Origin of the sequence: Bilophila sp. 4_1_30 (assembly GCF_000224655.1) — a bacterium.
GTDB lineage: Bacteria > Desulfobacterota > Desulfovibrionia > Desulfovibrionales > Desulfovibrionaceae > Bilophila > Bilophila wadsworthia.
Map to the genome: position 1 here is coordinate 1,411,595 of NZ_JH114231.1, position 15,354 is coordinate 1,426,948.

The following is a 15,354-nucleotide window of genomic DNA, read 5'->3' on the forward strand; positions in this document are numbered from 1 at the left end:
AGGGAGAAGAGGCTAGATAAGGCTTTCCTGAATGGCCTCCGAAAAATCACGGATGATATCCTCGGGTGATTCAATCCCCACGGACACCCTGATTGTTCCATAATGGATACCCAGCGCCGCCCGCTCCTCAGGGGTGAGGCTGCTGTGCGACTGCGTGGCGGGGTGTGCGACGGTCGTTCTAAAGCCGCCAAGCGTATTGGCAAAACCGACCATCTTCAGCGCGGCCATGAAGCGATCTATCCGCTCGGGATCTTCAGGCAGGCTGAAACTCAGCATGGCGCCGCAGGCTTCGGGCCTGAACAGGCGCAGGGCGAGCTCGCGGTGGGGGTGGCTTTCAAGGCTTGGGTGATAGACCTTTTCGACGAGGGGGTTGGCTTCAAGGGCGGCGGCAAGCTGGATGGCGTTCCTGTTCTGCTTCTCCAGACGGAGCTCAAAGCTGCGCGTCCCCCGCAGGATCAGCCAGCTGACAAAGGGGGCAAGGCTGCCGCCGATGAGGGTGCTCAAGAACCTGGCCCGCTCAATGGTTTCCTTGTCGGCGATTACGGCCCCGCCGATGGCGTCGAAATGCCCGTTGATATACTTGGTCAGGCTGTGCACCACAACATCCGCGCCGAGCGTCAACGGCTTTACGACATAGGGCGACGAATATGTGTTGTCGATGACCAGCTTGGCCCCGGCTGCGTGGGCCATGTCCGCGGCACCCCGGACGTCGAGCAGCATGGTCAGGGGGTTTGCGATGACTTCACCATAAAAAAGGCGGGTGTTCGGACGGATGGCCCGCGAAACGGCTTCCTTGTCGTTCAAGTCGACAAAGGTCGTTTCCACACCATACTGGGGCAACAACGTCTTCAGCATCTGGTACGTCTCGCCGTAAATATTGGTATTGGCGAGAATGTGATCCCCCCCCTTCACCAGTGTAATGAGCGCGGTAAAAATAGCGAACATGCCGGAAGAGACGACCCACGCCGCTTCGCCCTGCTCCATCCTGGCGAGCACTTCATTGAGGCTGGTGAAGTTGGGATGGTTGATCCTGCCGTAAAGATAGCCCTTCTTCTTTCTGCCCTCCGCGAAGGCATGAACATCCGGATACGTATATGAAGAGGTTTGGTAGATCGGAAAAGATTCGGGATAGGCATCACCCCAGTCGATGTGATCTCCCAAATAAAGCTGTTGTGTCTCGGGGCTACATGCAGAAAGATTCTTCGTGTCCATACCTGTATCCTGTTGTTAAAAAGTAATTTGTGATACAGCGGAACAAGCAATGTGTATGCCATTAGAAATATAATTTTATTTCAGTAAAATACGTATAGCCTATACATCGAAAAACAGGCAAAACAGGTTAAAAAGATATCTTTTTAACCTGTTTTGCCTGTTTATAGCGAGCATCGGACGCTCTCTATGAAAAATCAAAGCGGTGCCATAAAATCAAAAACAACATGATGTTCCATATATCAGGGCAGAGAATGAATACAGGAAACGCCTATTTTTCAAAAGATACCGGAAATCGCCCTGGACACTATCGTCTCTTTGCTAAAAAAAGAGCAAATAAAAAATTCTCCGCGAATGCCTCGCAGCTCCGCCTACAGCAAACCGGATTCCCGGAGGCGCTGCTCGCCCGCACGCGTCACACGGGTTCCGGCCCGCCCTCTTCCACAGTGGGCCAGCCCCGCCGCAGCCAGTTTCTGGAGACGGGAACGGACCTCCCCTTCCGAGAGGCGTACGCCATAGGCGGGCAATTGCTGGGAGATCTCTTTTCTGCCGATATGCCTCCCTTTCTCTCTTCCTTGATAAAGCAACAAAAGGATAGAGAGCATTTCCTCATCTTCACTCTGGAAAATCCCCTTCTCCTGCTGAAAAGAAAGGGGCTTCTTCATCTTTTTTGCAAAATGCTGCGGAAGATCGGCACAGGTAATAAGACGGTTTTCCGACATATAGCCAATATAGGCACTCACATTTTGCAGTTCCCTGATATTCCCCGGCCAATCATACTCCAGCAAAACATCGGCGGCCTCCTTGGACAACTCATACCGCAATCCGTATCCCTGCAAAAAATGATGCAGGAGCAAGAGGATATCGTCCCCACGTTCGCGCAATGCCGGAATTTTCAAAGAAAGCACGTTGAGCCGGTAAAAGAGATCCATCCTGAACGTATGTTCACGGACAAGCCCGGGGATATTCTTGTTCGATGCCGAGATAATACGGATATCAACAGGTATGACTTCCTGGCCGCCTACCCGCACAATTTCCTTCTCTTGGAGGACCCGCAGCAGTTTTGTCTGCATATTGGGTGAGATATCCCCAAGCTCGTCCAAAAAGACAGTCCCTCCGTTGGCCAATTCAAAAAGCCCGGGCTTCCCGCCCTTACGGGCTCCGGTAAACGCCCCCTCTTCATATCCAAAGAGCTCGCTCTCGATGAGCGTATCCGGTATTGAAGCACAGTTGAACGCGATAAAGGGGGATTCATGGCGAAAAGAGGCGTTATGGATGGCCTGCGCAAAAATTTCTTTCCCGACGCCGCTCTCCCCTTCAATAAGGATCGCTCCATCCCCTTTAGCCATCTTTTCCGCCAAATTCCGGCATTGCCGCAAGACCGGGCTTTTTCCAAGGATATCATCAAAGCTGTTTTTAGCGATATACCCGCCGCCTTTGCTGCTTTGGCGGATCTTCTTTTCCAAACGCCGTATGGCGGAAAACTCCTTATAGCGGATAACGCCGCCGGAATAATGGCCCTCAATATATAACGGATATGCATTCACTATATAATCAGTATGGTTGATTGACTGTACGTCATCGCAGAGATCTTCCGGGTTCTCGACCGTAAGCGAAATTTCGGAGAAACACTCTGAAAGCGTCATCATTTTGGCTTTCCATATCGGGATGCCGAATATCTTTTCGGCAACTTCATTAAAGAGAATGATATGCTGCCCCTCATCATAGGCGATAACCCCTTCATCGATGACTTCAATGATCTTCTCCAAATGATTCCGGCTCTTAAGGATCGAGGCGATAACATCCAGAAGCTGCGGATTCCTTGGGATATAATCGTTTGTCCTGTTAAATACGATGTCCCGAAGCGTTTTATTGTTGACGAGTTCAAGTTTCGTCAAGATGTTGATGATCATGTAAGGATCAATGACCCGTCCGCCGATATTGACAATCCTTTTTATGGAAGGAGGAACCAAAGCCTCCTCATCCGGCGTCACGGCAATATCGACATCGTAATTATACACCATATTCGGATAGTATGGTATGAATTCCAAATGCCTGATCCCGACCTCATACAACAGGTTGATAGTATCATACGTGCTTTGTACCGTATCATTGACGAGGAGGACACGGGATTTTTCCGGAATGGACAAGAGTTTTTCGAATCCGCTCTTGCCTATCGTCATTTTCATGGAAAGCATTTCGATATCATCATGAATATAATTGTGTATGATCTTTCCTACAGCGGCGTCTCCAAGCAAGACAAGATCCGATTGGATATTTGAGTATATCGTTTTTTCTAAAGAGAGCGCATGGATATCAACGTATTCACCTATAAGCGCATAAAGCTGCTTTTGTATAAAAAGAGCCGTTTTTTCGAATAAACATACGATGGCTATTTTTTTCATATCAATATCCACTCGTTATAAGGATACCTATACAGCAAGAGCATACCCCCTTTCATTTCGGGGGACCTTCCCCACATACGCATTACCTTATGCAAAAAGATACGCCAGCATATCGCTTGTATGCAAAGAATATATCCTGATTTTCAAGCCAGATGGCCTCTAGAAATGTCCATTTCTAAAATACTATCGCCTTATGCCCGCTAAAGGAAGCCTCTTGCAGATCAGCCGTTGCAGCACGTTCCATGATTGCGGATTACGGCATGGTGTGCAATCCGCCTCGCGGGTTCCCTGATAGGTGGCGTCGTGTTTTACGCGGCGATCATCCCTGTATTTCAGGAAAGGCATCCGGAATAACCAAGACTCCCGCCGCTCCTGCCTGCGGGGTAATGTCCTCTTCGAGAGGGATGCCCTGTCTAGCTCCTCCTCAGCTGTTCTCTATCTCCATAAATAAAAAAGAGTTGCGGCCTCATTCCACAACTCTTTTCCAATCCCATTCTGGATGCCACAGGCATTGACGGAGCAATACCGCCACATCACAACCGGTTTCCTTTATCATGTTCCAGCCAGTAGTGCAGTGCCGCGCAAATGGAATCCATATCCACAGGCTTGTTAAAATGCGTGTTCATGCCGCACTGCAGGGAGCGTTGGATGTCGTCCGCAAAGGCGTTCGCGGACAGGGCGAAAATCGGAATACGCCGCGCGTCTTCCCTTGTCATGCCGCGTATGCGCCGTGTGGCTTCAAGCCCGTCCATGACCGGCATACGGACATCCATCAGGATAGCGGCGTATTCCCCCGGTTCGGATTCCGCAAAGCGCTCCACCGCAACCTTGCCGTTCTCGGCCCAGACGACGGAGAGATTCCTTGACTCCAGAAGCGTTTTGAGGATCTCGGCATTCAGCTCGTTATCTTCGGCAATCAGGAGCTTTTCACGGTTAAAACGGACTTCCTCCGGCATGGCCGGAACATCAAAGGCGCGCCTATGATGGGTCACCATCAAGAGCATATCACGCAGATGCTCCCGCAATATGGGCTTGTTGATGAAATAATCCACGCCGGCGCTACGGGCAGGGGCTTCCATCTCCCTCCAATCACAGGCCGACATGACTATGGGGGTCGTGGCCTTTCCAACGATTTCCCTGATATGCCGGACCGTTTCCATATCGTCTATGCCCGGCGTTTCCCAATCGATCAGGATCATGCCATAATCCCGCCGCCTCTCCCTGGCTTGCCGCACACAGACGACGCCCTCTTCGCCGGAAAGCACGAAGGCCGCTTCAACCGCCATACGGCGCAGCAGTACCGCCGTATGCTCACAGGCAGCCCTGTCATCGCCTATGACCAGCACGCGCACGCTCTCGGATTGTTCCAAGGCGTCCTTATCCCATCCGTACAGCGCCCCCTCGAACAGCCCGAGCGGTATGTCCACGAAAAAAGACGCCCCCTTTCCTTGCTCGCTCTCCACGCGAATGGTCCCGTCCATCAGCTGGACGAAGCTCCTGACAATGGCCAGACCAAGCCCTGATCCCGAAAGGCCCCGCTGATCCGTCATCTCCTGCTCGAACGGCTGGAACATCCTTTCCTGAAAGCTCTTGCTCATGCCGATCCCATTATCGGAAATGACGAACCGTACGAGTTCCCGATGCCCGACTTTTTGGACTGGCGTGATGTTGAATTCGATCCTGCCCTTTTCGGGCGCAAACTTCAGGGCGTTGGACAGCAAGTTCATCAAGACTTGCTTGATGCGCAGGGGATCGCCGACATAGATCTTCCCAAGGAGCGGAGAGGCAAACAGGTTGAACGTTATGCCCTTCGCCACCGCGCTGCCGTATGTGAACGAGCTGACGGAGCTGACGAGTTCACCAAAATCAAACGGTTCGGAAGCCAGGCTCATCTTGCCGCTTTCGATCTTGGCGACGTCCAAGACGTCATTGATGAGCGACAGCAGGAAACGGGACGACAAGGCGATATTGTTCAGGCACTCGCTGAGCCGTTCGGGGTTGCCCACGTTCATGCCCGCAATGGCCGTCATACCGATGATCGCGTTCATCGGCGTTCTGATGTCGTGCGACATCCGGGAAAGGAACTCGCTTTTGGCATGGTTGGCCTGTTCGGCGGCAACGAGCGCCATACGCAACGTAGCCTTCTGGCGTTCCTCTTCCTCAATGTCTTTGGCGCAAAAGAGAAGCACCCGCCTTACGGGGTCAAAAAGATACGCCCGCAAGCAATGCCACCGGGCTTGCCCGTTGCCCATGAGCACACGATACTTGAGTTCATGGGACAACCCCGGCGTGCCGTTTTCCCAGGCAAGGCGTTCCGGTTTGAAAAAGGCCCGATAGGCCTCCACATCATCAGGATGGACGACCGTTTCGCTCCGGAGCCGCACCAGCTCGCTGAAAACGCCCTGCATCCCGCTTCCGGTCATGCTGTTCCGGCCCGAAAAAAAGTACTCGTACCTGTCCGCCGGGATGTCGACCAACAAGATCCATTCGTAGTCGTGATTGACCGTGAACCTGCAAACATCCTGGATGCTTTTGGTCTTTTCCTCCATGTTTTTCAGGTCGGTGCAGTCCGAGACGTAGCCGTACACGATGGTCCCATCCACTGTTTCGACAAACGAGCACTGCGTGAGGAGCCAGCGCACCTTGCCGTCCCGCCTGATGACTTTCATCTCGAAGCCGACCGAGGACTTTCCGTCTTCATAGGCCGCCCTGATCAAGTCGTTAAAGCGTTGGAGGTGGTCGGGGTGAATAAGCTCGCTCCCCCTGATATCCAGATCCGTCTTCATCTGGTCCTGCGTATACCCGTGCATCGCGCAAAACCCTTCCGAAGCGTAAAAAAACGAGAAGTGCTCGTCCATGACGAACTGAAAAATACCTATGGGAGCGTCGCTTTTCAGGAATTCGAGCATTTCCTTATCCCGGTACGTGGACGTCACGTCATGAATCCGGGACAACTCGAACGTATCCGATTTGGTATGAAACCGGCTGATCCCATCGACTTCATAAAAACGCCCTTCCCGCGTGAACAGCACAGGGGCCTTGCCGCTCCTGTTGAACCGTGGGCGCCGGGAAACGGATATGAGGGACGCGAGGGTTTTACCTATGCAGACATCTTCGGCTTTCCCCACAATATCCAGCGTGTGCCCGTTCGCAAACACGAAACACCCATCCTCGTCCGTGATCACCATCGGGACATCGGCCATATCCACAACGAGCTTGAGAGCATCCAGCGAGGAATCATGCGGCGAAAGCTTCATTTGCCTACCCACTCCGACAGGAGGATCCGCTCCCCTCATAGGGACAGCGCTGCATCAATACAAAAGGGACAGCCAGCCTTTTGTCCCTTTCTCAATTCCTTTCCCCACACCTCATTTTTCCTTGCGAAAGGGAACCCCACCACCCTTCGCACAAGAAGGCATTCACCCCTTTTGCCGGGCTGTCATCCCCTTTTCCTATGGCAGGATGCCGCGATCATGGCGTACAGCCTGTCCGGGTCGAACGGCTTTGAAATATGCCCGTTCATCCCCGATGCCTCGGCCTTGATGACGTCGTCAGAGAACACGTTGGCGGTCATCGCCAGAATGATTGCAGTCTTCGCGTCATCCCTGCGCAAGGAACGGAGCGCGGCAGTCGCCGTGTATCCGTCCATGACGGGCATCTGGATATCCATGAGGACAAGCTGATAATACCCTTCCTCCGACCGGGCAAAGATGTCGAGCGCTTGTTCCCCGTTGTCGGCGACGTCAACGGACGCCCCTTCCATCAGGAGGAGTTCTTTAGCTATTTCTTGATTGATTTCATTGTCTTCCACAAGCAAGACATGCAATCCGTCCAAGCGTTGCTCCTCGGGCCTGAGCACAGCCGAGGCATGTCCACATTCCCGATCCTCCGCAAAATTTCGCAACAGGTGCACCATGTTGGATTTGAAAAGCGGCTTCATGATGAAGACGTCCACACCCGCGGCGAGGAAATCCGCCCCCACATCCGAACAGTCATAGCCCGACAGCATGATGATGGGGAGATCCGGCCCGACCCTGCGGCGGATTTCCCGGGCCGTGTCGAGCCCGTCCATATCCGGCATTCTCCAGTCCAGGATGACCGCGAAGTAATCGTCCCTTTCCTCATGGGCGCGCACAATCTCGGCGACGGCTTCTTGCCCGCTCAAGACCCAAAAAGCCCGCATCCCCACTTCCTTGAGCAACAGGCTCGCGTATTCGCAGACATCCCGTTCGTCATCCACCACAAGAACGGGAAGATTAGTCAAAACAGGGTGTTCCCCTTCTTCGGCATCCCGGAATTTCAGCGCAACGCTCACCGTAAACCGGCTCCCTTTCCCCAGCGTGCTGTCCACGGTGATCTCGCCGTTCATCATATGGATGATGTTCTGGCTGATCGCCATGCCAAGGCCCGTTCCCTGGATTTTGCTGATCCGGGAATCCTCGGCCCGGGAAAACGGTTCGAAGATGCGCCCGACGAACTCCTCGGACATGCCGATCCCGTCGTCTTCAAACGTAAAGTAGAAGACACTGGCCCCTTCGGCATGGGTTGGCTTTTCCTCAATGCTGAAATGCAGACGCCCCCCCGCCGGCGTATACTTCACGGCGTTCGACAAGATGTTCACCAAAACCTGCTGGAGGCGGCTCTCATCCCCATACAGGTCCTCGTGCCCCACCTTGCTGATGTTCATGGTCAGGTGATGCCCCTTTTCAATGATCATCGGCCTGCACACGTCGAACACGTTCTGCACCAGACCGGGAAGGCTGAAATCGTTCGCCCGCACATCCAAGCGTCCGCTCTCGATTTTGGACATATCCAAAACTTCGTTGATCAGATTGAGCAGATGCTTGCTGGATGTATTGATCTTCTTGAGGCAGTCCCGCACTCTCGGAGTGTCCTCGATATGGGCGCCCGCAATCGCCGTCATACCCACAATGGCGTTCATGGGGGTCCGGATGTCGTGGGACATCCGGGAAAGAAATTCCGTCTTTGCCTGGTTGGCGTGCTTCGCCACCCGACAGGCGTCTTCCAGCGCCTGTTGCTGGAGCCGTTGCCGTTCGACCGCTTCCGTCACGTCAATGCCCAAGCTATAGTAGGACGGTATCCCATCCTCGCTGTCCTTCCCGTCCATATAGCTGAACGTGATGGTCAAGTGACGGATTTCTCCAGACCGGGTCACGATCCGGCCCTGCATGATGCTGCTCCGCCCCGTTTCCTTCGCCTCATGCATCGCCGCCGCAGCCTGCTCCATATCCTCCGGATGAACATACAGGCACTGGCTCTGCAGCTCTTCTTTAAACTGCTCTTCCGTGTAGCCGATAATCGACAGGAATTCCGAACCATACCAGAGGATTGTGCGTTCATCGCGCGCGTCGAGCCGGGCAATGCCTCCCGGAAGGCTCCGCAGCATCGCCGCCTGCTGTTTTTCCTGCTTATCCAGTTTGTTCCTGTATTTGGAGACATCAAAGACGAACTCGATTCTGGATTCCCGCCCGTCCCACAGTATCTTCCGATCTTTCAGGAGATACGTTTTCCCCAGCTGCTCGTTATAATGTTCCCACTCATGAAATCCAGAATCTTTCAGGTATTTGTTGGTACAAAAAGGACAAGGCGCATTTCTTCCGTGGAATATCTCATAGCAAAGGCGTTTTTTTCCAGAAAAGAATTCTTCCCGAGAAAGATGGAACATATCAAGGCCTGCTCGGTTCACATACAGCAATTCATAATTGTTCAGATCGCTGACATAAACCATATCGTCATATTCTTCGAGTATCCAGTTCCATTCCATATTTCTCTACCTTCAGGATCACTATGGATCGTACAACGGATCAAAAATGATAATAGAAAAACTGAGTTATCGGCTCAAGAGGTGCTTCTGCAATCTTTTTTAGCGAATCCCGATACGGAAATGCCGTAATACAATATCAGGAAGCCCTCCCAGCAGAATGGAGAGCCTTTCCAGCATACGTCCTTAACATTTTACACTGAAATATTTCATATAATATTTTATAGGCTCCATTTAATGTGACACGTATTATAAACCTATTCAAGATGTTTTTACAGCGAAATAAAACCGTATATACCTGTATCAACACATTTAAAACAGAGGAACAAGAAGGAAACATGAAAAAGACGCGTTATAAAGAACAAAAGCTATCATAAAAAACGAAATATCCGTTGTGTTACGCAACTCGTGCTTTAAAAAGAGATCAATGCAGAAAAGAAAAAACGGCGCAACCTCCCCGGTGCCTTCCATTTGGCCGGGGCATTTCCTCGCCGCATGGGAATGGCGTTACCGGAAAAGCGCGTCATCTCGCCGTGAGTGCCGTTCATGAAAAAGGCGAACCAAGAAAAGGTCGCCCCATCGGACATAAAAAAGGCATCCCAAAGGATGCCTCCGTCTTGGGGCAGATTGCCTTTGAAGTGTTGCGCCTTTCAAAGGGCCATCCTGCCGAAATAGCGTTTTTGCCGAATCCACGCCGCGTTGTGGCGTACCGGATATGCGTTCGGCGTCAAGGCCTTTCAAAATAGGGAAGGCCTAATACCTGTCATCTTCAAGCGAAACGACGACGTCCATGTTTTGCTCGATCCACTGTTTGATCCGCTCATGGGCCGCTTTCCGGTGGGATCGTTTTTCCTTGAGCATTTCGCGATCAGCCTCCACGAGGATGGCCGAGGCGGGGATATCGGCGGATTCGGCACAAGCCAGCCCAAAAGAAACCAGTGCTGGCATCTGATCGGAACAGGCGTTGTGCCGATCAAAGTTCTGCCGCAGCTTGGCAAGGATCTCCTCGCCAGCCTCACGGGGGCATGAGGGCAACAGGATAACGATCTCGTCCCCGCCCATCCGGGCCACGCAATCCGATGTACGCACGCTTTCCTTGCACAAGACCGCCACGGTCTGGAGCAGCTTGTCCCCGACAAGATGCCCCATATAATCGTTCGCCAGCTTCAATCCGTTGACGTCACAGGAGATCACGCACAACGGGCGGATCCCTTTGTTCTCGATGTTCGCCAGCTTGATATCAAAGTAGGTCCGGCTGTGCAGGCCCGTCAGCGCATCGTTCTGGGCGAGCTTTTCGAAATAATCCCTGTCCGCCTGGGAAGCCGTGATGTTGGTGTGCAAGCCGACGATGCGGGTGGCCCGCCCCTTTGCGTCGCGGTGCGTCACGTAACCCCGCCCGAGGATCCAGGCATAGCTCCCGTCTAGGCGCTTCAAACGGTACGTGCACTCGAACGTGTCGCCGTATTTCGGGGAATCCGCCAGCTTACGCTGCGGTTCCACGATTTTTTTGAGATCGTCCGGATGGATCTTCTCTTTCCACGTTTCGAGGCGTCCGGGGAACTGTTCCGCCGTATACCCGAGCATGGAAAGCCAGCGCGGGCTGTAATACACTTCGTCCGTAATGGGGTTCCAGTCCCACAGGCCGTCCCCGGCTGCATTGAGCGCGGAAAGCAGGCTGCCGTTTTCCGGCGTCCGTTGTTCGTGGCGTTCCTCAACAAACCCAAAAGGCTGCCAGGTGCCCGACATGCTGACGGCGCGACCATCCGCATCCCGGCTCAGGATGGAGCCCCGCACCCATATTTTGACATACGAGCCGTCTTCCTTGCGGACCCGCAGATCATCCGTAAGCTCGTCTCCGAACAACGGCTGTTCGATGATGAGCTGATAGCGGCAATCGTTGCCTTCTTCGGGGTGGAGACGCTCTTTCCATTCATCAAGGTTGAACACACGCGGTATGGCCTCGGCATACCCGAGCAGGCGGGAGCCGTTGGCGTCGACCCACAGCGTCCTCTTTTCCAGCGAACAGTTCCAGAAACAGATCTGTGCCTGCCCTTTGGACACGGTGCTCACCGGAGGCAGATAGGCCATCGTGCCGGGAGCGATCTCAAATTGTCCGGTGATGCGGATCGCCCGGCCTTCGGCGTCCCTTTCCAATACAAACAGCCGTTCTCGGACAAAAAAGTTCTCGACCGGATACGCCGTCTCCAGAAAGCCCCTGTCCCCGCCGATAACGCCTTCACGCAGCTCGCAAAGCGACTGCAGGCAACCTTCCGGGATATGTTCAAAAAACGCCGCCATTGTGGCGGGGCTTTCCCCCTCGGACAAGCCAAAGGCCAACCTGGTTCCCTTGCTGAAGAAAAGCCGATCCGAAGGGATATGCCATTCCCAAAGTTTTTCAGTGGAATCGAGAGGGATTGAAGGGGAAAAGGCAATAGGGTCGGTCTGGATCATGTGCGTTCTCTCTAGAATGACAAACTGGACTTGAAAAACACACCGTCAGAGCGTGCCCCTGTGTGATATTCCTGCGGCATCCCGGGGCTTCTCCCGCAATCAGACGAAACGCCGCAAGCGGAAACAGAGCCGATCAAGACCAGCCTGGAAGGATTTCTCCCGTTTTTCATGTGCCGTCTTGCGGCATCATATAGAAAAGAAGGAAAAGCCGATAGTCCTTTCTTTGAGGCATCTTTTGTTAGTCATGAGAAATCTCCGATCGAAAGGAAGACGCCGCTTTCTCCCTGCGGCGCGTATCATGCATCACTCCGGCGTTGCCTCCTTGCGTAACGCCTTCTTCTCCCTTCCCGCTTTCACCATACACTCCTGATCCATTCCCTCCATATTCCCGGCCGTTTTGGAGCGCCGCCTTGTACAGCACCATGCTTCAGGTCTTCGCCGGGACTCTTGCCCAACCCCGGATGCCTCCTCGGGCTTTGCCCCTTTCCGTCACCAAAAGGAAACTGGACGAGCCGCCCCCCTTTGGGGTAGGAAGTCCTCCCTCAAAGGAAACGCCCATGCCGTTCATTCCATTATTTCAGTCCCCCAAGAGCTTTTACCGACTCGCCGTGGCAAGCTTCTTTTTCCTGCAAGGGCTGGTCTTCGCCAGCTGGGCCAGCCGCATCCCCGACATCAAGCAGGCCCTCGATCTCAACGAGGCACAGCTCGGCGGCGTCCTGTTCGCCATCCCCGTGGGGCAGATGTCGGCGATGGCCCTCTCCGGCTATCTGGTCAGCCGCTTCGGAAGCCACAGGATGCTGCTCCTCGCGGCCCTGCTCTATTCGGGAACCCTCATGGCCCTCGGCTTCATCAGCGAAACGTGGCAGCTTTTCGCCATGCTGGTATTCTTCGGCGTCGCGGCCAACCTGCACAACATCTCGGTGAACACACAGGCCGTCGGCGTCGAACGCCTCTACCGCCGCAGCATCATGGCCGCCTTCCACGGCCTGTGGAGCCTCGCCGGGTTCATCGGAGGGATCATCGGCGCACTGTTCGCGGCGTTCTCCGTCAGTACCCGCGTGCACTTCAGTTTCATCTTCGCCGTCTGCATGGGCATCGCGGCGATCATGTTCCGGTTAACCCTGCCGCGCGACAGGGCACGCAGTACGGCGCCCGGACACAAACGCCCCAAGGGGAAAATCGATCCCTATGTCGTCCTGCTCGGGCTGATCGCTTTCGGCTGCATGGCGAGCGAAGGGACCATGTACGACTGGAGCGCCGTATACTACGAAGCGATCATCAAGCCGTCGCCGGAACTGATCCGCCTCGGCTACATCGCGTACATGTGCACGATGGTCTGCGGCAGGTTCATGGCGGACGGGCTTGTGACCCGGTTCGGGGTCATCCGTATCCTGCAAGCCAGCGGCGCGCTCATCGCCTCCGGGCTGCTGATCTCCGTTCTCCTGCCCCATGTGGCCACGGCGACGTTCGGCCTCGCGCTGGTGGGTTTCGGCACGGCTTCGGTGGTGCCGGTCTGCTACAGCATGGCCGGGAAATCCCAGATCATGCATCCGAGCGTGGCGCTGGCCGTGGTTTCAACCATCGGGTTCCTCGGCTTCCTGCTCTGCCCGCCGGTCATCGGCTTCATCGCCCACGCGTCGAGCCTGCGCCATTCCTTTGCCCTCATTGCCGTGTTCGGGCTCATGACCGCTGTGCTGGCGCGGTTCCTGCGGCGGAACTGAACCGTCCCGCTTTCCCCGTAAAGGGAAACGCCCCGTTGGAACGACGGCGTTGCTCCCTCTTCCAAACGGTGGCCTTCCCAACAAAAGAGCCTTTTTCCCATCCTCCTGAGGAAAGGGCTCTTTTTGCGGACAGCGCCCTGAAAAGGGTTACGGGTTGCCGGAAAGCCTTCATTATGGCAGAACGCTTCTAACACCGTGGGGTGTTCCCGCAGGAACGCCTGACTTGCCGGCCTTGCCCCGGAACAGGGCCTGCCGCGTAAGGGCAAAGGGGTTCCGCCGGACCCGTCCCGCCGTCCCCCCTTCTTTCGATACTTTAAGAAGCGGCCGTATGGCCGCCGACAACAGGACAGACGATGGAACTCACCTCCGAATCTGTACTGGCCCTCGCCCCGGATGCCTCCTCCGTCAAGGCGGCGCAAGCTCTGCTCAAACCCGGCCAGTGGCCGACGCTCGGCTTCAACGAAACAGCCGTATGGGGCGAATGCAAAGGCAGCGGCGCCAAACCCTACCAAGTCGAAGCCGACCTGTCCGGGCCGGTCTTCAAATGCACCTGCCCGAGCCGAAAATTTCCCTGCAAGCATTCCCTGGCCCTGCTCCTGCTCCGCGTCCAGCAAGAGGCCGCCTTTACGCAGGGCGAAGCGCCCGATTGGGTAAAAGAATGGCTTGACGCACGCGAAAAACGCGCCGCGCGTCAAGAGCAAAAGCAGGAAAACAAGGGCCAGCCCGCCGATCCCGCCGCCGCAGCCAAGCGCGAGGCGTCCCGCCTCAAACGCATGGCTGCCGGCCTGGACGATCTGGAGCGCTGGATGTGCGACCTCATACGCCACGGCCTCGGGCAGCTCTCCGGGGCTCCCGCATGGCAGGAGGAAGCCGCCGCGCGCATGGTCGACGCGCAGCTTCCCGGCATCGCCGCGCGGTTGCGGAACCTGCAAGGCGTCACGTTCTCCGGGGAGGACTGGCCCGGCGTGGTGCTCGCCCAGTTTGGGCAGCTGCAGCTCCTCATCGACGCCTTCCGCCACCTTGACGCACTGTCCCCGGAGGAACAGGCGGATATCCGTGCCGCCCTCGGCCTGTCCCCGGATAAAGACGAAGTGCTCGCCACCGGGGAACGCCTGAACGATCTCTGGCTGGTGCTCGGCGTGAGCTATGCCGAAGAAAACAAACTCTGGCGGCGGCGCGTCTGGCTGCGCGGGCAGAACAGCGGACGCACGGCCCTGCTGCTGGATTTCTCACACGGCGGCAAGCACTTCGAGCAAAGTTTCGTCGTCGGCAGCCTTGCGGATATGACGCTGGCCTTCTATCCGGGCGCGGCTCCCCTGCGGGCCATCGCCACAGGCGATCCCGTCCGGGCCAAAACGGCTCCCATCCCTACGGTTCCCCTCCGCGAAGCGTTGGAAGGCATGGCCAAAGCCATCGCCGCACAGCCGTGGCAATGGCCCCTGCCCCTCATGGTCAGCGACGGCGTCCCCTGCCGCTCCGATGATTCGTGGTTCCTGCAGACGGATGCAGGCGACCGCCTCCCGCTCTCCATAACCGACAACGACGGATGGGAATTGCTCACGCAAGGCGGCGGACGCCCCCTGAGCGTCTGGGGCGAATGGGACGGAGCCCGGTTTCAGCCCCTAAGCGCGTGGGAGCCCGGAACGTCCGGTTCCCCGCTGTGGCGAGAAGGAGCCCGCCCATGAACATGCCTTTCCTGACCATGCAGGCGCTGCTCGGCACGGACAAGCGCCCGCCCGAACTTCCCGCCGACGACAGCGAACCCGGACGGCTCATGCAAGCCATT

7 protein-coding genes are annotated in these 15,354 nt (G+C 55.4%); 2 read left to right on the forward strand and 5 right to left on the reverse strand.

What is annotated here, in order from left to right:
• Nucleotides 1–12: 12 nt before the first annotated feature.
• From HMPREF0178_RS06325 to HMPREF0178_RS06345, 5 genes are all read right to left on the reverse strand, one after another.
• Nucleotides 13–1,212, reverse strand: a complete 1,200-nt coding sequence (locus HMPREF0178_RS06325) for a PLP-dependent aspartate aminotransferase family protein (RefSeq protein WP_009379956.1) — start codon at nucleotides 1,210–1,212, stop codon at nucleotides 13–15.
• 368 nt (nucleotides 1,213–1,580) lie between these two features.
• Nucleotides 1,581–3,614 (reverse strand): sigma 54-interacting transcriptional regulator, encoded by a 2,034-nt coding sequence (locus HMPREF0178_RS06330; RefSeq protein ID WP_009379957.1) that lies wholly within the window; start codon nucleotides 3,612–3,614, stop codon nucleotides 1,581–1,583.
• 533 nt (nucleotides 3,615–4,147) lie between these two features.
• Complete coding sequence (locus HMPREF0178_RS06335) at nucleotides 4,148–6,871, reverse strand: PAS domain-containing hybrid sensor histidine kinase/response regulator (protein WP_009379959.1); 2,724 nt, start codon at nucleotides 6,869–6,871, stop codon at nucleotides 4,148–4,150.
• Between the two features lie 182 nt (nucleotides 6,872–7,053).
• Nucleotides 7,054–9,399 carry a response regulator gene (locus HMPREF0178_RS06340; protein WP_009379982.1) on the reverse strand — a complete coding sequence of 782 codons (2,346 nt, stop codon included), beginning with the start codon at nucleotides 9,397–9,399 and terminating at the stop codon, nucleotides 7,054–7,056.
• 750 nt (nucleotides 9,400–10,149) lie between these two features.
• Nucleotides 10,150–11,847, reverse strand: a complete 1,698-nt coding sequence (locus HMPREF0178_RS06345) for a PAS domain-containing protein (protein ID WP_009379984.1) — start codon at nucleotides 11,845–11,847, stop codon at nucleotides 10,150–10,152.
• 461 nt (nucleotides 11,848–12,308) lie between these two features.
• Here HMPREF0178_RS06345 and HMPREF0178_RS06350 point away from each other — a divergent pair, with 461 nt between their 5' ends.
• Together HMPREF0178_RS06350 and HMPREF0178_RS06355 are read left to right on the forward strand one after the other, a co-directional pair.
• A complete protein-coding gene (locus HMPREF0178_RS06350; RefSeq protein WP_347866057.1) occupies nucleotides 12,309–13,568 on the forward strand; it encodes an MFS transporter in 1,260 nt (419 codons plus the stop codon).
• Between the two features lie 353 nt (nucleotides 13,569–13,921).
• Entirely contained in the window at nucleotides 13,922–15,253 is a 1,332-nt protein-coding gene (locus tag HMPREF0178_RS06355; protein WP_009379986.1) for an SWIM zinc finger domain-containing protein, read from the forward strand.
• Nucleotides 15,254–15,354 lie beyond the last annotated feature (101 nt).